The 19,625-nt window shown below is 66.5% G+C and carries 11 protein-coding genes and 1 pseudogene; 6 read left to right on the top strand and 6 right to left on the bottom strand.

From position 1 onward, the window contains the following. Positions 1-19: 19 nt before the first annotated feature. The 5 genes and pseudogenes from ACSQ19_RS15745 to ACSQ19_RS15725 all read right to left on the bottom strand — a co-directional run. On the bottom strand, positions 20-928 hold the full coding sequence (locus ACSQ19_RS15745) for a 5'-nucleotidase (RefSeq protein WP_296279931.1): 909 nt from the start codon (positions 926-928) through the stop codon (positions 20-22). Between the two features lie 46 nt (positions 929-974). Further along, a complete protein-coding gene (locus ACSQ19_RS15740) occupies positions 975-1,463 on the bottom strand; it encodes a hypothetical protein (protein WP_435998264.1) in 489 nt (162 codons plus the stop codon). Positions 1,464-1,582: 119 nt separating this feature from the next. After that, positions 1,583-2,350, bottom strand: a complete 768-nt coding sequence (locus ACSQ19_RS15735; RefSeq protein WP_299342427.1) for an NAD kinase — start codon at positions 2,348-2,350, stop codon at positions 1,583-1,585. 24 nt (positions 2,351-2,374) lie between these two features. Next, entirely contained in the window at positions 2,375-2,977 is a 603-nt protein-coding gene (locus ACSQ19_RS15730) for a hypothetical protein (RefSeq protein ID WP_435998262.1), read from the bottom strand. A gap of 75 nt (positions 2,978-3,052) precedes the next feature. Then, positions 3,053-7,924: pseudogene (locus ACSQ19_RS15725) on the bottom strand (NAD-glutamate dehydrogenase); the annotation flags it as partial. A 511-nt stretch (positions 7,925-8,435) separates the two neighbouring features. Here ACSQ19_RS15725 and ACSQ19_RS15720 point away from each other — a divergent pair. The 5 genes from ACSQ19_RS15720 to ACSQ19_RS15700 all read left to right on the top strand — a co-directional run bounded on the left by ACSQ19_RS15720 (position 8,436) and on the right by ACSQ19_RS15700 (position 18,150). Further along, the gene (locus ACSQ19_RS15720; RefSeq protein WP_435998260.1) at positions 8,436-9,149 is read left to right on the top strand and encodes a TetR/AcrR family transcriptional regulator; all 714 of its coding nucleotides are present in this window, start codon (positions 8,436-8,438) and stop codon (positions 9,147-9,149) included. Then, on the top strand, positions 9,146-10,327 hold the full coding sequence (locus ACSQ19_RS15715) for an efflux RND transporter periplasmic adaptor subunit (RefSeq protein WP_435998258.1): 1,182 nt from the start codon (positions 9,146-9,148) through the stop codon (positions 10,325-10,327). The genes ACSQ19_RS15720 and ACSQ19_RS15715 overlap by 4 nt, the downstream gene beginning before the upstream one ends. 15 nt (positions 10,328-10,342) lie before the next feature. Further along, positions 10,343-13,507: an efflux RND transporter permease subunit gene (locus tag ACSQ19_RS15710; protein ID WP_296279919.1), complete on the top strand. Its 3,165-nt coding sequence runs from the start codon at positions 10,343-10,345 to the stop codon at positions 13,505-13,507. Between the two features lie 305 nt (positions 13,508-13,812). After that, positions 13,813-14,958: an efflux RND transporter periplasmic adaptor subunit gene (locus tag ACSQ19_RS15705; protein ID WP_296279918.1), complete on the top strand. Its 1,146-nt coding sequence runs from the start codon at positions 13,813-13,815 to the stop codon at positions 14,956-14,958. Positions 14,959-14,970: 12 nt separating this feature from the next. Beyond that, on the top strand, positions 14,971-18,150 hold the full coding sequence (locus ACSQ19_RS15700; RefSeq protein WP_435998256.1) for an efflux RND transporter permease subunit: 3,180 nt from the start codon (positions 14,971-14,973) through the stop codon (positions 18,148-18,150). A 53-nt stretch (positions 18,151-18,203) separates the two neighbouring features. Here ACSQ19_RS15700 and ACSQ19_RS15695 read toward each other — a convergent pair whose 3' ends face one another. Further along, complete coding sequence (locus ACSQ19_RS15695; RefSeq protein ID WP_435998254.1) at positions 18,204-18,587, bottom strand: winged helix-turn-helix transcriptional regulator; 384 nt, start codon at positions 18,585-18,587, stop codon at positions 18,204-18,206. Between the two features lie 127 nt (positions 18,588-18,714). Here ACSQ19_RS15695 and ACSQ19_RS15690 point away from each other — a divergent pair, with 127 nt between their 5' ends. Then, a complete protein-coding gene (locus ACSQ19_RS15690; RefSeq protein WP_435998252.1) occupies positions 18,715-19,617 on the top strand; it encodes an NmrA family NAD(P)-binding protein in 903 nt (300 codons plus the stop codon). Positions 19,618-19,625 lie beyond the last annotated feature (8 nt).

Here is a 19,625-nt window from a genome sequence, read left to right as displayed (position 1 = left end):
TTGGCGGGACGGGCCAGCGCTACGGATTGGCGACACCGTGGGGTACATGACCGGCTGCCACGTGAAGGCGCGCGCTGTCGATGTTGTGCTGCGAATCATCGAAGAAGATGTCGGCACCGAAGGCTTCCAGGAACGGCCCTTTGTGGCGTCCGCCGAGGAACAGCGCTTCGTCCAGGCGCACGCCCCACTCCCTCAATGTCCGGATCACCCGCTCGTGGGCGGGGGCCGAACGCGCGGTGACCAGCGCGGTACGGATCGGCGAGCGTTCGTCGGCGGGGAACACCTGCTGCAACTGGTGCAGGGCCGCCAGGAAGTTGCGGAAGGGTCCACCGGACAACGGTTCGCGCGCGCGCGCCTGTTCGTGCCTGCCGAAGGCCTCCACGCCCTGCTCGCGTGAAATGCGTTCGCTCTCGTCGCCGAAGATCACCGCGTCGCCATCGAAGGCAATGCGCAGCTGGTGCTCATGGCGTTGCTGCGGCGCGCCGGCCGGCAGGATGGTGGCCGCGGCGATGCCATGTTCGAGCGAGCGCCGCACCGATTCCGGATTCGCCGACAGGAACAGGTCGGTCCCGAACGGCTTGACGTACGGCCAGGTGGGTTCCCCCGCGGTGAACGTCGCACGCACGATACCCAGCCCGTAGTGCTGGATGGAATTGAAGATCCGCAGGCCGGTATCCGCGGAATTGCGCGACAACAGGATCACCTCCACGCGTGGCGCGTCGGGCGGCGCACCGGCGTTCAGGGCCAGCAGCTTGCGCACCACCGGATACGCGATGCCGGGGGCCAGCACGTCGTCCTCATGGTGCCGCTGGTAATCGCTGTACGCCTTCACCCCCTCGCGTTCGTAGAGGGCGTGGCTTTCTTCCAGATCGAACAGAGCGCGCGACGTGACGGCTACGGTCAGCAGGCGGGGGGTGTTGTCGGGCATGCGCACAGTATCGGCGATCGACGGCGCGCGAAGCGAGACCGCCCGATCATCCCCCGGGAGCCGACGCGATGCGCAGTTGCGCCGGCGGGCCGCGCCGGTTGTCCGCGGTGACCGCACGTACCTCGACGATCAGGTCGATGCGCGACTGCTGCACGGGCGGTCCGTCCTTCCACAGGAACACGAACTCGCTGCGCCTGCCTTCCAGCCGGCCGGCGACCGGCTCGCGGGGAAAGATCGCAAGGGCGTCTTCCCCCACTACGCGGAACTCGAACCCCAGGTCACGCAGCTTGTAGTCCGTCCCGCGCGGCCACTCGACACTCAGCGTCAGCAGGCCGCTGGCGTCGCAGGATGCCCGCCCATCGACGCCGCGCGTGAGGCTGACCAGATCAAGGACCGGCGCTTTCAGACCCGTTTCATCGGCTGCCGTCGCGACGCCGTGCGTGGCGAACACGGTCGTCCCGGTGGACAGATTGCAGGCGTTTCCTTCGCCGATGGCAAGCAACAGCAACACCCCGACCGCGTACCTCATCTGCATCGTGACCCCTCCCCGGGTGGATGCGAACCGGACCGCTACGGGGCGCTGGATAACATGCGTGACATGACCCGGCAAGCCGCAATGCGGCGAAACCGCGATGTCCGCCGGGACATTGCGACTCAGGTCATGAACTGTTCGCTGAGGATGCGTTCTTCCAGGTTGTGCTCGCGATCGAACAGCAGCGTGACCGTCCGGTCGCGCGACTCGCGGATGGTCACCTCCACCACGTCGCGGATTTCGTGCGAATCGGCGGTCGCGCTGACCGGGCGCTTGTACGGGTCGAGTACGCGGAAACGCACTTCGGTATCGGCTTTGAGGATGGCGCCGCGCCAGCGGCGCGGGCGGAAGGGCGCGATCGGGGTCAGTGCGATGGTGTGCGAACCCAGGGGCAGGATGGGGCCGTGGGCCGAGAAGTTGTACGCGGTGGAACCGGCGGGCGTTGCGGTGAGCACGCCATCGCAGATCAGTTCGTCCAGGCGTGTCTCGCCATTGAGGTCGATCTGGATGTGCGCGGCCTGCCGGGTCTGCCGCAGCAGGGATACTTCGTTGTAGGCGAGCGAGGCCGTGGACGCCCCGGATTCCGTGAGGGCCTGCATCTCGAGCGGGCGCAGCTTGGCGGGTTCCGCCGCGGCGATGCGCTCCACCAGGCCATCGGGCCGATGGTGGTTCATCAGGAAGCCCACCGTGCCCAGCTTCATGCCGAATACCGGCTTTCCCAGGGCACCGTGGCGGTGCAGCGTCTGCAGCATGAAGCCGTCGCCGCCGAGGGCGCACAGCACGTCGGCCTGGTCCGGCGCATGGCTACCATGCTCGCGCTGCAGGACCGCCAGCGCTTGCTGCGCCTCGGGCGTCGGACTGGCGAGGAAGGCGATGTGCGGATCGGACATCCGTGGCTCCGGGTCGGCGCGGGATCAGTCGGGACAACGCGCAATCAATGATGTCACGTCGAGGGCCTCGGCGATCTTGCCGGGATCGCTGATGATGAAGGCGCCGTGGTCGCGGGTCCAGTAGTCGTAGGCCAACGCCCTGACATCGGGATCGGTGATGGCGAAGCCGCCTGCGGCTTCGCGCGATTCCAGCATCCTGCGCGTTGCGTCGAAGGCTTCCACGCCTGCCTGCTGGAACAGCAGGCGGCCGCCGCCATACGTGTCATGGAGTCGCTTCTGCAGCTTCACGTTGCCGATCAGCATCGTCAGCACCGCCTCCTTCTGCGCAGGCTCCTCCGGCAGCGCATAACCGTTATTGCTGCACGCGGCATAGGCGGTGATCGCCGCCTCGGCACGCTGCTTCTCGGCCGCTGTCGGGCGCGCCGCGTCCGCGTGCCGTCGCATCCATTGGCTCAGGACCGGGACCATGAATACCTCGCGCGCACTGTCGGCGCGCGCCCGCCCCTCGCCCACGATCTGGTCGGCATAGACCGGCTGGCCATCGACCTGCCCGATCTGCCGGCGCGGCTCCGTCGCGTCCGCCGTCAGTGCCCATGCCAACAACGCCCACGCTGCCATCCTGCGCATGCCCTGCTCTCCCTGGAAAGAAAAAAGGCGGCCCCGGGGGGCCGCCTCGATTCTAGCCAGCCTTCAGTGCCGGCATCATGCCTGCGACGCCAACTGCCCCAGTCGCTGTACCGCCACCGATGCAGTGGGATAGTCCAGCGTCTTCTGCGCCGCCAGCTCATTCAGCATGCTGAGCGTGAAGCGCAGGGCGGCATCGTCGCGACCCAGCCAGGCCTTGACCTTGGCGTCGGCATTGCCGCCCGGCAGCGAGAGCACCTGGTTGGTCAGGGTGCGCTGATGGGCGGCGAGCTCATCGCGCAGCACGCCACGGGCAACCGCGTGCCAACGGCCATCGACCTTCAGGGCCTCGATCTGATCCTGCAGCCACGGCAGGTGCAGCGCTTCACCCAAGCGGTAGTGGACCTTCGACACCTCGACCGGCTTCAACTTGCGAGCACGTGCCAGTTCGATGATGTCGCACGAGGGCTCCAGGTACGGCAACGCCGCGATCTGGCCGGCCAGTGCCGCCGGCAGGCCCTTGTCCTTCCACGCCTGCAGGCTGGCGTTGTACGCCGGACGCAGCGAATCCGGCAGCACGCCATCCGCCGCGCGGATTTCGTTGAAACCGTCGTGGTAGCGCTCGACCGCGGTGGAGATCGCCGGGATCGGACCCTGCCGGGTCAGCAGCCAGCGGGTGAAATTGCGCTGCACCTGCCAGATGACCTGCAGCGCGTCGATCTGCACCGACTCCGGCACCTTGCCGTCCAGCGCATCGATCTGGTTCCACAGCGCCCGCGCATCCAGCGTCTCGCGGGTGATGGTGAACGCCTTGGCGACCTCCGCCGGCGACCGGCCGGTGTCCTCCTGCATGCGCAGCAGGAAGGTCGCGCCCATGCGGTTGATGGTGGTATTGGTGACCGCCGTGGCGATGATCTCGCGCTTCAGGCGGTGCTTCTCCATCTCCGACGCGTACTTCTTCTGAAGCGGCTGCGGGAAGTAGCGCTGCAACTCCTTGGACAGGTAGGGATCTTCGGGAATGTCGGATTCCAGCAGCTGCTGGAACGCCACCAGCTTGGCGTACGACAGCAGCACTGACAGCTCGGGACGGGTCAGGCCCTGCCCACGCGCCTTGCGCTCGGCAAGCTCCGCATCGGACGGCAGGAACTCGATCTGGCGGTCCAGCAGGCCCTGCGACTCCAGCGTCTGGATGAAGTGCTGCTTGGAACCCAGGCGCGATACGCTCATGCGCTCCATCAGGCTGATGGCCTGGTTCTGGCGGTAGTTGTCCCACAGCACCAGGTCGGCCACCTCATCCGTCATGTCGGCCAGCAGCTTGTTGCGGGCGTCCATCGACAGTTTCTTCGCCTGCACCACGCCGTTCAGCAGGATCTTGATGTTCACCTCGTGGTCGGAGGTATCCACGCCGGCAGAGTTGTCGATGAAGTCGGTATTCAACAGCACGCCGTGCTGCGCCGCCTCGATGCGACCCAACTGGGTCAGGCCCAAGTTGCCGCCCTCGCCCACCACCTTGCAGCGCAGGTCGCGACCGTCGACGCGCAGGCCGTTGTTGGCGCGGTCACCGACGTCGGCATGGGTTTCGCTCGCGGCCTTGACGTAGGTACCGATACCGCCGTTCCACAGCAGGTCGACCGGCGATTTCAGGATCGCGCTCATCAGTTCGTTCGGCGTCATCGACTTCACGCCGTCGGCAATGCCGAGCGCGGCGCGCACTTCCGGGGTGATCTCGATGGACTTCGCGCTACGCGGATGGATGCCACCGCCCTTGGAGATCAGCTTGGCGTCGTAGTCCGCCCAGCTGGAACGCGGCACCTTGAACATGCGGTCGCGTTCCTTGAACGACTTGGCCGCATCCGGATTCGGGTCCAGGAAGATGTGGCGGTGGTCGAACGCCGCCAGCAGGCGGATGTGCTCGGACAGCAGCATGCCGTTGCCGAACACGTCGCCCGACATGTCGCCGATGCCCACGCAGGTGACGTCTTCGGTCTGGCTGTCGCGGTTCATCGCGCGGAAATGGCGCTTCACCGACTCCCATGCGCCGCGCGCGGTGATGCCCATGCCCTTGTGGTCGTAGCCGACCGAACCACCGGAGGCGAACGCGTCGCCCATCCAGAAGCCGTGCGCGATGGCCAGGCCGTTGGCGATGTCGGAGAAGGTCGCGGTGCCCTTGTCCGCCGCGACGACCAGGTACGGGTCGTCCTGGTCATGGCGCACCACGTCGACCGGTGGGACGATCCTGTTGCCGACGATGTTGTCGGTGATGTCCAGCAGTCCCTGGATGAACAGCTTGTAGCAGGCGATGCCCTCGGCCAGCACCGCATCACGGTCCCCGCCCACCGGCGAACGCTTCACGAAGAACCCGCCCTTCGCGCCGACCGGCACGATGACGGTGTTCTTCACCATCTGCGCCTTCACCAGGCCGAGCACTTCGGTGCGGAAATCCTCGCGGCGGTCGGACCAGCGCAGGCCGCCGCGCGCCACCGGACCGAAGCGCAGGTGCACGCCTTCCACGCGCGGGCCGTACACGAAGATCTCGCGGTACGGGCGCGGCTTCGGCAGATCGGGCACCTTCGCCGAATCGAACTTGAAACTGATGGTGTGCGCCGGCTTCCCGTCCTTGCCCACCTGGTAGAAGCTGGTGCGCAACGTGGCTTCGATCGCCCCCATGAAGCCGCGCAGGATGCGGTCGTCGTCCAGGCTGGAGACGCGGTCCATCAGCTTCAGCAGCGACTGGTGCGCGGCTTCGATCTGCTGTTCGCGCTTGCCGCCACGCGCCTCGACCAGCGCCGCCAGCGTCCTGGCCGCGGCCTCGTCGTCGCCGGCCAGCGCCTTCAGCTGTGCAGCGAACCGCTCCTGCCCTTCCTTGACCTGCGCCTTGCTCTCGCTGCCGGTCGACGGATCGAAGCGCGCTTCGAACAGCTCCACCAGCAAGCGAGCCAGCAGGGGATACCGGTTGAGCGTTTCTTCAACGTAACTCTGCGAGAACGGCACGCCGGTCTGCAGCAGGTACTTGCAGTAGCCGCGGAGCAGCGCGACCTGGCGCCACGCCAGGCCGGCGCCCAGCACCAGCTTGTTGAAGCCGTCGTTCTCGGCATCGCCATGCCACACGCGGGCGAAGGCTTCCTCGAACGCAGGCGCGAGGCGTTCGATGTCGAACTCCCCACCGACCGGCTCGACCTCGAACTCCTGGATGTAACGCGCACCCTGCGCGGTCTCCAGCCGGAACGGATGCTCCGAGATCACGCGCAGGCCCATGTTCTCCATCAGCGGCAGCGCGTCGGACAAAGGAATGTCGGATTCCTGCCTGTACAGGTTCAGGCGCAGGCGGCCTTGCCCGGGACGCTTGCGGCGCGATTCGTGCAGGCTCAGGCGCAGGTCGTCGGCGCCCGACAGCGAAGCGAGATGTTCGACGTCGCGCGCCGCGCCTTCCGGCGACACGACTTCGATGTAGCCCGCGGGCAGCGCACGGCCGTAGCCGCCTGCGAGCAGCAGACCCTTGGATTCGCCATGGCGGCTGATCAGGGTTTCGCGCAGGTCGTCCTGCCAGTTGCGCAGCAGGTGGGCGATATCCGCTTCCAGCGCGGAAGTGTCCACCTCGACCTGCTCGCCGGCCTTGGGTCGGATGGTGATGTGCAGCTGCGCCAGCGGCGACTCGCCGAGCAGTACGCTGCTGTCCACGTACTCGCCACGCATGGCGTCCTTGAGCAGCGATTCGATGCGCAGGCGCACGTCGGTATTGAAGCGCTCGCGCGGGATGTAGACCAGGGCCGAATAGAAGCGGCCATAGCGGTCGCGGCGCAGGAACAGCTTGCTGCGCACGCGCTCCTGCAGGCCCAGGATGCCCATCGAAGTACGGAACAGTTCCTCGTCGCTGGACTGGAACAGCTCCTCGCGCGGCAGCGTTTCCAGGATATGGCGCAGTGCCTTGCCGCTGTGGCCGCTCGGCGACAGTCCGGACTTCTGCATGACGTATTCGTGGCGCTCGCGCACCAGCGGGATTTCCCATGGGCGGCGGTTGTAGGCGCTGGACGTGTACAGGCCGATGAACCGCTGCTCGGCGATCGGATTGCCCTGCGCGTCGAACTCCAGCACCCCGATGTAATCCATGTTGCCCGGGCGGTGCACGGTGGAGCGGCGGTTGGTCTTGGTGAGGATCAGCGCGTCCACCGAGCCGCCCTGCGGCAGGTAGTGCGCGGCGAGCGTCTTGATGTTGCGCGGCGGCGTGGTGTCGCCCTCGCGCAGCAGGCCCAGCCCGCTGTCCTCGACGGCGGCGAGGATGCCGGTACGCTTCTCGACGCGGTACTCGCGGTAACCGAAGAACGTGAAGTGGTCGGCGGCAGCCCAGCGCAGGAACTCCTGCGCCTCGCGGCGGCCATCGTCGTCCACCGGCATGCGGCGGGTCGCCATGTCGTCGGCCAGGGCCAACATCTTCTCGCGCATGCTGGACCAGTCGCGCACGATGGCGCGCACTTCCTCCAGCACGCTGCGGATGCGCTTCTCGACCTGCGCCATTTCCTCCGGCGGCAGGCGGTCGATCTCCAGCAGCATCAGCGACTCATGCTTGCCCTCGCCCACGGCGGTGACCTTGCCGGCCTTGTCGCGCGCCAGCCGCACCAGCGGATGGCCGAGCACGTGCACGCCCACGCCCATCTCGGCCAGCGCCATGCTGACCGAATCGACCAGGAACGGCATGTCGTCGTTGACGATCTGCAGCACGGTATGCGGCGACTCCCAGCCGTGCGTCTTCTGCGTGGCATTGAAGATGCGCACGTTGGCGGTGCCTGGCTTGCGGGTGCGCGCGAACGCCAGGGTATCGGCGGCGATCGCGGCCCAACCGTCCGCACCGTGGTGCGGGTACTCGTCTTCCTCCATGCGCTTGTAGAACGCTTCGGCGAACGTGCGCGCCTCGGCCTGCGCAGCGGCTCCGGAGACGCGCTTGCGGATCGCGTCGAGGATCGGCGCCAGCGAGAACGCCTCGCCTGCCTTCGCCATCGCCGTGCCAGTCTTTTCCGCGGCCTTCGCCGCCTTCTCCGGTCGGGCGGCCACCTTCTTGGTGGGCGTGGCCTTCGGGCTCACCGCGTGGGTGGCCTTCTTGGCTTCCGGTTTGGACGACGGTTTGGCGGCTTTTTTCGGGCTGCGCGCAGCGTTCATGCAGAGAATGGCTCAACAAGTGGTAGTCGAATGGTCATTGTATCTCCCGACGCCGTGACAAAACTTGCTGCGAGGCGTCATTGGTGCGGCTTGCAATCGCATGCCGGATTGTCTAGCGAGAGCGGAACGGGCGTTTGTCGGCAAGCGCCTCGGCGGATTGCCGAGAACGCGACCAACATTCGGCAGCGCACGGAAGCACGCGCCTCGCCGTCACGCATCCCTCACGAAGTACACCCTTCGCTTTGTGCACGGAAATGCCATGTTTTCAAGCCTGTCAAAATTCTGAACTGGACGGTATAGTCCAGTCCGTATGCGCCCCTCCCCCGACCTTTCCGCGCCCGATCAACGTCGTGCCCGCGTCCATAGCGCCGTGCGGGAACTGATGTCGGAACAGGGCTTCCGCGTCAGCATGGACGCGGTCGCCGCCCGTGCCGGCTGTTCCAAGCAGACGCTGTATGCGCATTTCGGCAGCAAGCAGGAGCTGCTGCGCAGCGTGATCGCGGAGCACCAGGACGTCGCGACCGCGCGCCTGTCGCCGGTGGTGGAGGATCCCCGCGTCGCGCTGGTCGACTTCGCCACGGAACACCTGCGGCATCTCTGCGATCCTGCCATCGTCTCCACCAGTCGCCTGCTGGCGGCGGAAGCGCACCAGTTTCCCGACGAAGCGCGCGATCTCTACCGGCAGGCCTGCGATACTCTGGTCCAGCGCCTCGCCACCTGGCTGCAGCACGCCATGGACCAAGGCAGGTTGAGGCATGACGATCCGCATTACGCCGCGGAGTTGCTGCTCAGCATGATCGTGGGAATGGACTTCGAACGGCAGCGGTTCGGCGTGCGGCATCGCGCGGGCGATCGCGCGCGCCGCCGCTGGGCCGAGTTCGCGGTAGATGCCTTTCTGCGCGCCTTCCAGGCTTCATCCGACACCCCCGACCCGGTCCCTTCCGATGCGCCCCGCGGGCGGCGCATCCGCTCATCGCATTCCCTTCCCACGTCTGCAAGAAAAAGAAACGGAGCTTCCCCATGACGTCCCCCGTCCGTTCCCTCGTCCTCGCCAGCGCGCTGCTGGCGATCCTCGCCGCCTGCAGCAAGCCCGAACCGCAGCAGATGCCGCCCCCCGAAGTGGTGGTGCTGAGCGCCAAGCCGCAGGATGTGCCGCTGCAGCGCGACCTCGTCGGCCGCCTGTCGCCCTTCCGCAGCTCCGACGTGCGTGCGCGCGTGGCCGGCGTCGTGCAGAAGCGCGTGTACCAGGAAGGCAGCGACGTGAAGGAAGGCCAGGTGCTGTTCCTGATCGACCCCGCGCCGTTGCAGGCCTCGCTGAGCGCCGCGCAGGCGAACCTGGCCTCGGCACAGGCGTCCTATGCCAATGCCAAGGTGTCGGCGGACCGCGCCCGCCAGCTGGCGCCGCAGAAATTCGTGTCGAAGTCGGACCTCGACAACGCCGAGGCCGCAGAACGCAGCGCTGCCGCCGCCGTGCAGCAAGCGCGCGCCAACGTCGAGTCCGCCCGCATCAACCTCGGCTACGCCAGCGTCACCGCGCCGATCTCCGGCCGCGCCGGCAAACAGCAGGTCACCGAGGGCGCGCTGGTCGGCCAGGGCGATGCCACGCTGCTGACCACGATCGACCAGATCGATCCGCTGTACGCCAACTTCTCGATGAGCGCCAGCGAGATGCAGGCCATCCAGCAGGCCCAGGGCGCAGGCAAGGTGCAGCTGGCCGGTGAAGGCCAGCGCACGGTGCAGATCGTGCTGCCCAACGGGCAGGTGCTCGACCAGACTGGCACGCTGGACTTCTCCGACACCGTCGTCGATCCCGCCACGGGCAGCGTCTCGTTGCGCGCCACCCTGCCGAATGCGGACCGCACCCTCCTGCCGGGCACCTTCGTCACCCTGCGCGCCACGCTGGGCGAACAGAAGGGCGCCTTCCTGATCCCGCAGGGCGCGATCCAGCGCGATACCGTCAGCGCCTATGCGATGGTCATCGGCAAGGACGGCAACGTGGCGCGCAAGAACGTCAACGCGCAGCAGGCCATCGGTGCCGACTGGCTGGTCACCGAGGGCCTCGTGGCCGGCGACCAGGTCATCGTCGAGGGCCTGCAGAAGGTCAAGGAAGGCGCGCCGGCCAAGGGTGTGACCGCCGAACAGGCGGCCGCCGCCAAGGCCGCCCAGGCCAAGCCCGCGCCCGCGCCAGGCAAGGCCGAGTAAGAAGGACCCTCCCCCATGCCCAAGTTCTTCATCAACCACCCGATCTTCGCCTGGGTCGTGTCGATCCTGATCTCGCTCGCCGGCGTGATCGCGATCCTCAACCTTGGCGTCGAATCCTATCCCTCCATCGCGCCCCCGCAGGTCACGGTCAGCGCGAGCTATCCCGGTGCCAGCGCGGAGACCACCGAACGCTCCGTCACACAGGTCATCGAGCAACAGCTGACCGGCATCGACAACCTGCTGTACTTCAGCTCCAGCTCCAGTTCCGCCGGGCAGGCCTCGATCACGCTGACGTTCCAGACCGGTACCGACGCCGACATCGCGCAGGTGCAGGTACAGAACAAGGTATCGCTGGCCACCCCACGCCTGCCCAGCGAGGTCACCGCACAGGGCGTCGTCGTGGCGAAGGCGAACGCAGGCTTCCTGATGGTGGTGGGCCTGCAGTCCGACAACGCGAGCATCGACCGCAATCGCCTGAACGACATCGTCGCCTCGCGCGTGCTCGACCAGATCGCCCGCGTGCCCGGCGTCGGCAGCACGCAGCACTTCGGTTCCGAGTACGCCATGAACCTGTGGCTGGACCCGGGCAAGCTGCAGGGTTACAACCTGTCGGCCACCGAGGCCCTGTCGGCCGTGCGCGCGCAGAACGTGCAGTTCGCCGCCGGCTCGGTCGGCTCCGATCCCGCGCCGGAAGGCCAGGCGTTCACGGCAACGGTATCGGCGGAAGGCCGCTTCACCTCGCCGGAGCAGTTCGAGCAGATCATCCTGCGCGCGAACAACGATGGCTCCACTGTCCGCCTGAAGGATGTCGCGCGCGTGGAGTTCGGTGCGCAGAACTTCGGATTCGACACCCAGTTCAACGGCAAGCCGGTCGGCGCGTTCGCCATCCAGTTGCTGCCGGGTGCCAACGCCCTCAACGTCGCCGACGCCGTGCGCGCGAAGATGGATGAACTGGCGCCGAGCTTCCCGCCCGGGGTCACGTGGTTCTCGCCGTACGACACCACCACCTTCGTCAAGATCTCGATCGAGGAAGTGGTCAAGACGCTGATCGAAGCGGTGATCCTGGTGTTCCTGGTGATGCTGGTGTTCCTGCAGAACTTCCGCGCCACCATCATCCCGACCCTCGTCATCCCGGTCGCCCTGCTGGGCACGTTCTGGGGCCTGAGCCTGATCGGCTTCACCATCAACCAGCTGACCATGTTCGCACTGGTGCTGGCGATCGGCATCGTGGTCGACGACGCCATCGTGGTGATCGAGAACGTCGAGCGCATCATGGCGGAAGAAAAGCTGCCGCCGCGCGAAGCGACCATCAAGGCGATGGGCCAGATCACCGGCGCCGTCATCGCGATCACCGTGGTGCTGGCGGCGGTGTTCATCCCGTCGGCGCTGCAGGGCGGCGCCTCGGGCGAGATATACAAGCAGTTCGCGCTGACCATCGCCATCTCGATGGCGTTTTCGGCCTTCCTGGCGCTGGGCTTCACCCCGGCCCTGTGCGCGACCTTCCTGAAGCAGCACGAGCACGACAGCCACGAGAAGAAGAACGTCATCTTCCGGACGTTCGAGAAGTACTACGGCAAGCTCGAGAAAACCTACGTGGGCCACATCGGCGCCGCGATCAAGCACGCCCCGCGCTGGATGATCGTGTTCGCGCTGCTGACGGTGCTGGCTGGCTTCCTCTTCACTCGACTGCCCAGCAGCTTCGTCCCTGAGGAAGACCAGGGATATGCGCTGGCCATCGTGCAGCTGCCGCCAGGCAACACGTTGCAGAAGACCAAGCAGGTGTTCAACCAGGTCCGTGGCACGCTGCAGCAGATGGACGGCTTCGACGGCGTGATGGAAGTGGCGGGCTTCAGCTTCCTCGGCCGTGGCGAGAACGTCGGCATGGCCTTCATCCGCCTTAAGCCCTGGGACGAGCGCGACGTGACCGTGCCGGAGTTCATCCAGCAGGCCAACCAGCGCTTCTACGGCATCAAGGGCGCGCAGATCTTCGTGGTGAACCTGCCGACGATCCAGGGCCTGGGCCAGTTCGGCGGCTTCGACATGTGGCTGCAGGACCGCGCAGGCCTGGGCGAAGAAGCCCTGATGGCGGCGCGCAACCAGCTGTTGGGGGCGGCCGCGCAGGATTCGAGCCTGATGGCGGTGCGACCGAATACCCTCGAGAACGCACCGCAACTCCAGCTGCACGTGGATCGGGTGCAGGCTCAGGCGATGGGCATGTCGTTGAGCGACATCTACAACGGCATCCAGCTGATGCTGGCGCCGGTGTACGTAAACGACTTCTTCTATGAAGGCCGCATCAAGCGCGTGAACATGCGCGCCGACGCGCCGTACCGCACCGGCGCCGAGTCGCTGGCGAGGATCTATTCGCCGAGCAGCCAGCAGAGCGACGCCAACGGGGGCCGGGCGATGATCCCGTTGTCGAACGTGGTGCAGTCGTCGTGGGCCTCGGTGCCGCCGTCGCTGTCGCGCTACAACGGCTACTCCGCGGTGAACATCAATGGCTCGGCGGCGCCGGGCAGTTCGTCCGGCCAGGCGATGACGACGATGGAGAACATCGTCACCGACCAGCTGCCACAGGGCTTCGGCTACGACTGGAGCGGCATGTCGTACCAGGAGATCCTGGCCGGCAACAGCGCCACGCTGCTGATGGTGCTGTCGATCGTGGTGGTCTTCCTCTGCCTTGCCGCGCTGTACGAGAGCTGGTCGATCCCGGTGGCCGTGCTGCTCGTGGTGCCGCTGGGTGCGCTGGGCGCGCTGGCCTTCACCATGCTGCGGGGTCTTTCCAACGACCTGTTCTTCAAGATCGGGCTGATCACCATCATCGGCCTGGCGGCGAAAAACGCCATCCTGATCGTCGAGTTCGCGGTGATGGAGCGCAAGCAGGGCAAGACGTTGCGCGACGCGGTGATCTCGGCGTCCCACCTGCGCTTCCGTCCCATCCTGATGACCTCGTTCGCCTTCATCATGGGCGTGCTGCCGATGGCCATCTCGACCGGCGCGGGTGCCAATGCCCGCCATGCCATCGGCACCGGCGTCATCGGCGGCATGTTCTTCGCCACCTTCCTGGGCCTGCTGCTGATCCCGGTGTTCTTCGTGGCCGTAAGACGCGTGCTGGGCGACAAGATGGACGAGCCGTCGAAGGAGTACCTGCTGGAGCGGGACAAACCGGCCTCGCGCTGAGCCTCGCCCTCCGTTCGAAAAGCCCCGGCCAGGCCGGGGCTTTTCGTATTCCGGGCTGCGGACAACGGCAGCCCAGCCCTGCCCGCAATCCCGGGCAGGCAAGGTCGGCACCGAGGCCCCTTTCCACCCGCCTGACCTCCCGCACTTCTTGCGGCCGTCTCAATTCGTGATAATCCGCCGATTGATCCTGTCGATCACCCCGCCCCCCGTTCGTCGTCCTGAACGATCTCCCCCGCCCTGCCGAAGACATCCCCATGACACGGAAAGACCCAGCCGCAAGGAAAACACCCTCCACCACCCGCCGCATGATCCTGATGCTGATCGCCGTGGCGGTGATCTTCGGTGGCGTGTTCGTCGTGAAGGCCATCATGGGCAAGGGCATGAACGACTTCTTCGACAACATGCCCCAACCGGCCGCCGCGGTGACCGACTGGACGGCCAAGCAGGAAGAATGGATCGACGCACAGCAGGCCGTCGGCACGTTCGTGGCCATCAACGGCACGGACGTCACCACCGAGGCCGGCGGCGTGGTGCGCAGCCTGTCGATCGACGTCGGCAAACCGGTCAAGGCCGGCACCGTGCTGGCGCAGCTCAACAGCGCCAACGAGCTGGCGGTGCTGAAGTCGCTGGAAGCATCTTCCAAGCTCGCCGCCGTGCAGCGCGACCGCTGGCAGGCGCTGGCCCGCGACAAGCTGGTCTCCCAGGCCGAAGCCGAAGAACGCGCCACCGTGGCGGCCACGTCGCTGGCACAGGTCGAGGCGCAGCGCGCCTTGATCGCACAGAAGACGATCCGCGCACCGTTCGACGGGGTGCTGGGCATCCGCAAGGTCAACCTGGGCCAGTACCTCAACCCCGGCGACGCCATCGTGAGCCTGCAGGCGCTGGATCCGATCTATCTCGACTTCACCCTGCCCGAACAACGCGTGGGCCAGGTGCTGCCGGGCGCGAAGATCCGCGCCACGGTCGATGCCCTTCCCGGCCAGGTGTTCGAAGGCGAGGTCACCGCGGTGGAGCCGCAGGTCGATCCGGCCACGCGAAACTTCAAGGTGCAGGCGACGCTGGACAACCCCGAATACAACCTGCGGCCGGGTGCGTTCGCCCATGTCGGCTTCGATACCGGCGACGCGCGCAAGGTCATTGTGGTCCCGCAGACCGCGATCAGCTTCAACCCCTATGGCAACGCGGTGTACGTGATCCAGGAGGTACCGCGCGCCGAGGGCGAAAAGGACATGCAGGGCAAGCCGCTGACCGGCAAGAAGCTGGTGGTGCGGCAGCGCTTCGTCAAGACCGGCGCCACCCGCGGCGACCTGATCGCGGTGACCGAAGGCCTGAAGCCCGGCGAGCGCGTGGCGACCAGCGGCCTGCTGAAGCTGCGCAACGACGCCGAGGTAACGGTGAACAACAAGGTGCAGCCGGTGACCGAGGCCCAGCCCAAGCCCGAAAACCGTTGACGGAGCGCCGGCATGAAATTCACCGACATCTTCATCAACAAACCGGTGCTGGCCATCGTCGTCAGCCTGTTCATCCTGTTGTTCGGCCTGCGCTCGTTCACCGAATTGAACGTGCGCCAGTATCCCGAGTTGCGCAACGCCGTGGTCAACATCAGCACCACGTACTACGGCGCGGACGCCGATCTCATCCAGGGCTTCATCACCACGCCGCTGGAGCGTGAGGTCGCCAGTGCGGAAGGCATCGAGTACCTGAGCTCCACCAGCTCGGCCGGCGTCAGCGTGATCCAGGCGTACATCAAGCTGGAACAGGACCCGAACGAGGCGCTCACCCAGATCGCTGCCAAGGTCAACAAGATGCGCGGGCAGCTGCCGCCGGAGTCGGAAGACCCGGTGATCGACCTGCAGCAGGGCCAGCAGATCGCGGCGATGTACGTGTCCTTCGCCAGCGAGACGCTGGACAACAACCAGATCACCGACTACCTCACCCGCGTCGTCCAGCCCAAACTGGTCACCGTCGCCGGCGTGCAGCGGGCCGACATCCTCGGCGCCGGCACCTTCGCGATGCGCGTGTGGCTGAAGCCGGACCGGATGACCGCCCTGCAGGTCACGGCCAGCGACGTGTCCACCGCGCTGTCGTCCAACAACGTGTTGGCGGCGGTGGGCTCGACCAAGGGCCAGATGGTGGCGATCGACATGACCGCGCGCACCGACCTGCGCAGCGCCGAGGAATTCCGCCAGCTGATCATCCGCGAACAGAACGGCGCCATCGTGCGGCTCGGCGATGTGGCCGACGTGCAACTGGGCTCGGAAAGCTACGGCACGTCGGTCCGCATCAACGGTGAAGCGGCCACGTTCATGGGCATCTTCGTGTCGCCGGATGCGAACTCCCTCGATGTCATCAAGAACGTGCGCACGCTCTGGGACAACGAGATCGTGCCGCAGCTCCCGGAAGGCATCAAGGCGACCATCCCGTACGACAGTACCGAGCAGATCCAGGACGCCATCGACGAAGTGGTCAGCACGATCGTGGAAGCGGTGATCATCGTGATCGTGGTGATCTTCCTGTTCCTGGGCTCGCTGCGCAGCGTGCTGATCCCGGCAGTGACAGTGCCGTTGTCGCTGGTCGGTGCGCTGTTCCTGATGCTGCTGATGGGCTTCACGATCAACCTGCTCACGCTGCTGGCGATGGTCTTGGCCATCGGCATCGTGGTGGACGACGCGATCATCGTGCTCGAGAACATCCACCGCCACATCGAGGAGGGCATGTCGCCCTACGAGGCGGCGATCAAGGGCGCGCGCGAACTGGCGTGGCCGGTGGTCGCGATGACCACGACCCTGGTCGCGGTCTACCTGCCGATCGGCTTCCAGGGCGGCCTGACCGGCGTGCTGTTCACCGAGTTCGCCTTCACGCTGGCCGGCGCGGTGCTCCTGTCGGGCGTGATCGCGCTGACCCTGACCCCGATGATGTGCGCCAAGATCCTCAAGCCGCACAGCGAAGGCGGCAAGGGCAAGCTGGAGAAGTGGCTGGACGTGCGCTTCGAGAAGCTCAATGCCGGCTATCAGCGGCGCCTGCACGGCACCATGGAGACCAAGTCGGTGGTCGGCGTGTTCGGCATCCTGGTGCTCGTCTCGTGCGTCTTCCTGTACATGACCGCCCCCAAGGAGCCGGCGCCCCTGGAAGACGAAGGCTTCATCTTCTCGGTCGCCAGCGCCGACCCCTACTCCACCCTGGACTACGTGGAGCGCTACACCGAGGAAGTCACCTCCATCGCCAAGGGCGTGCCGGAAGTGCAGGACTATTTCCTGTTCAACGGCGGGTTCGGCGGCAGTGGCGGCGGTGCCAGCCCGATGGCGATGGCAGGCTTCGTGCTGAAGCCGTGGAGCGAGCGCGAGCGCTCCACCAACGCGGTGCTGCAGCAGGAACTGCAGCCGAAGATGAGCCAGGTCAGCGGCCTGAACATCTTCGCGCTGGTCCCACCTTCGCTGCCCAGCGCGGGCGGCGACGGCGGCGGCGGCGAGTTCATCATCGGTGGCGTCGGCGACCTGAGCCAGCTGGCCGAGTTGGCCGACCAGATCCTGGCGAAGGCGATGGAGAGCAAGCGCTTCATCTTCCTGGACAAGGACCTGAAGATCGACAAGCCGCGCATCGAGGTCAACATCGACCGCGAGAAGGCGGCGACGCTCGGCATCGACATGCGCACGCTGGCAGCCGACATGGCAGCCATGCTGTCCGGTGGCTACACCAACCGCTTCGCCATGCAGAACCGCTCGTACCTGGTGATTCCGCAGGTGCAGCGGAGCGACCGCCTCAACGCCAGCGACCTGGAGAACTACTACACGCGCACCCGCGACGGCGAACTGATACCGCTGTCGACGCTGGTGACGCTGAAGGAGAGCGCGCAGCCGCAGTCGCTGAAGCGTTTCCAGCAGCTCAACGCCGTATCGATCACCTTCGCCCCGCGCCCCGGCGTCAGCAAGGGCGAAGCGCTGGCGATTCTCGACCAGGCCGCCAAGGAAGTACTGCCTCAGGGCTATTCGGTGGATTACGCCGGCGAGTCGCGCCAGTTCAAGCAGGAGGGCGCGGCGATGCTGGTGACGCTGGCGCTGGCGTTGATCGTGATCTTCCTGGTGCTGGCGGCCCAGTTCGAGAGCTTCCGCGATGCGACGATCATGCTGCTGACCGTACCGATGGCCATTAGCGGCGCGTTGCTGACCGTCAACGTGCTGGCGCTGGTGAGTGGCGTGCTCGGCTTCATGCAGATCGAAGCCTTCCCCGGCATGAGCATCAACATCTATACCCAGGTGGGCCTCGTGACACTGGTCGGCGTGATCTCCAAGCACGGCATCCTGATCGTGGAGTTCGCCAACAAGCTGCAGATGGAACGCGGCCTGTCCAAGCGTGAAGCGATCGAGGAAGCCGCAGCCATCCGCCTGCGTCCGGTGCTGATGACCACCGCAGCGCTGGTGTTCGCGATGATCCCGCTGCTGATCGCCAGTGGCCCGGGTGCCGCCTCGCGCTTCTCGATGGGCGTGGTGATCGCCTCGGGCATGACGATCGGCACGCTGTTTACCCTGTTCGTGCTGCCGGCGTTCTATCTGTACCTGGCGCGAGATCATGCGCACGATCGGGAGCATGCACTGCAGGAAGATGGCGACGGACGGCCGCCGCCGGAACCCGCGACCGGACACTGACCGGCGGCGACAGGTTCGCAGTATCCGAAACCCCGGCATAGCCGGGGTTTTTTTCAAAGTGGCGCGTTCGCGACCGGCGCAACATAGGCCCGGCGCGCGGCACGGACCTCTTCGTGGTGGTCGGATGCCCATTGGGCGAGCATCTCGATGCGCTCGAAAAACGACGCTCCGAGCGGTGTCAGCGCATAGTCCACGCGTGGCGGCACCGTCGGGAAGACCTCGCGCCGTACCAGTCCGTCCTGCTCGAGCCTGCGTAGTGTCTGCGCCAGCATCCGCGGCGAGATATCCGCGATGCGCTTGCGGACTTCGGTGAAGCGCAACGTGCCCTCCGCCAACTCGTGCAGCACCAGCACGGTCCAGCGGTCGCCCAGCCGGTCCAGAACATCGCGGATGGGGCAGTTCTCCGTAAGGATCAGGGATTGGCGGTGCAGCGTCATGGTCGGCTTCCGGGGCATGGTTACCTTGCAGTAACGGGGTTACTTCACGCTCCCTGCTTGCGGCTGCGGAAGTCATTACTACCATAGCGTAACCAATGTCCTTTCCATTACCAAACCTGCAGCTTCCGTGAGCACACCCTCTCCCACCCTGCTGGTCACCGGCGCTTCCGGACACCTCGGGGGCGCAGTCGTCCGCCACCTGCTCGACACCCTCCGGCTCCCCACCGAACGCCTGATCGTCACCTCGCGCAACCCGGATGCGCTGGAGGAACTCGCGGCGCGCGGCGTCACCGTCCGGGCTGCGGATTTCGACCAGCCCGCCACGCTGGCGGGCGCGCTCGCGGGCGCGGATCGCATGCTGCTGGTCAGTACCGATGCGCTGATGGAGCCCGGCAAGCGCCTGGCCCAGCACCGCACCGCCGTGCAGGCGGCGGCGGAGGCCGGCGTGCAGCATGTCGTTTACACCTCGCTGCCGTCTGCGGACAGGTCGCACGTGTCGTTCGCACCGGACCACTGGGGCACCGAGCAGGCGCTGGCCGCGTCACCGCTCAGCTGGACGGTGCTCCGCAATGCCTGGTACTTCGAGAATCTCGCCTATGCGCTGCCCGGCGCAATGGCCGCCGGGGAATGGGCGACAGCGGCAGGCGACGGTCGCATCGCCTACATTGCGCGCGATGATCTTGCGCGGGCGGCCGCAGTGGCCTTGGCGTCGGGCAACACCGCGAACCGGATCCTCACGCTGACCGGCGAAGACGCATGGTCCGCACGCGATGTCGCCGGTCGCGTGTCCGCCCTGACGGGCAAGGCGCTGGCGGTGGTCGACGTCTCGCCGGCGCAGCTGATCGAAGGATTGAGGGCGCACGGCTTTCCGCCCTTGCTGGCCGACGTGTTCGCCTCGTTCGACATCGCGACCGCGGCGGGCGACCTCGGTGCGATCACCGACGACTATCGCCACCTCACTGGCGAATCGCCCACCCGCTTGGATGCCTGGCTGCCGGCGAATCTGCACCGGCTGGCCACCACGCACTGACGCAAGAA

Origin of the sequence: Pseudoxanthomonas sp. LjRoot127, from assembly GCF_964253495.1 — a bacterium.
GTDB lineage: Bacteria > Pseudomonadota > Gammaproteobacteria > Xanthomonadales > Xanthomonadaceae > Pseudoxanthomonas_A.
Note: the sequence above shows the minus strand (reverse complement) of the source record. Positions and strands in the feature narration are given on the sequence as shown.

Excerpts from the sequence above, each read along its gene's own strand:
- ACSQ19_RS15745 (WP_296279931.1), bottom strand. The coding sequence starts at position 928 with ATGCCCGACAACACCCCCCGCCTGCTGACCGTAGCCGTCACGTCGCGC.
- ACSQ19_RS15740 (WP_435998264.1), bottom strand. The coding sequence starts at position 1,463 with ATGCAGATGAGGTACGCGGTCGGGGTGTTGCTGTTGCTTGCCATCGGC.
- ACSQ19_RS15735 (WP_299342427.1), bottom strand. The coding sequence starts at position 2,350 with ATGTCCGATCCGCACATCGCCTTCCTCGCCAGTCCGACGCCCGAGGCG.
- ACSQ19_RS15730 (WP_435998262.1), bottom strand. The coding sequence starts at position 2,977 with ATGCGCAGGATGGCAGCGTGGGCGTTGTTGGCATGGGCACTGACGGCG.
- ACSQ19_RS15720 (WP_435998260.1), top strand. The coding sequence starts at position 8,436 with ATGCGCCCCTCCCCCGACCTTTCCGCGCCCGATCAACGTCGTGCCCGC.
- ACSQ19_RS15715 (WP_435998258.1), top strand. The coding sequence starts at position 9,146 with ATGACGTCCCCCGTCCGTTCCCTCGTCCTCGCCAGCGCGCTGCTGGCG.
- ACSQ19_RS15710 (WP_296279919.1), top strand. The coding sequence starts at position 10,343 with ATGCCCAAGTTCTTCATCAACCACCCGATCTTCGCCTGGGTCGTGTCG.
- ACSQ19_RS15705 (WP_296279918.1), top strand. The coding sequence starts at position 13,813 with ATGATCCTGATGCTGATCGCCGTGGCGGTGATCTTCGGTGGCGTGTTC.
- ACSQ19_RS15700 (WP_435998256.1), top strand. The coding sequence starts at position 14,971 with ATGAAATTCACCGACATCTTCATCAACAAACCGGTGCTGGCCATCGTC.
- ACSQ19_RS15695 (WP_435998254.1), bottom strand. The coding sequence starts at position 18,587 with ATGACGCTGCACCGCCAATCCCTGATCCTTACGGAGAACTGCCCCATC.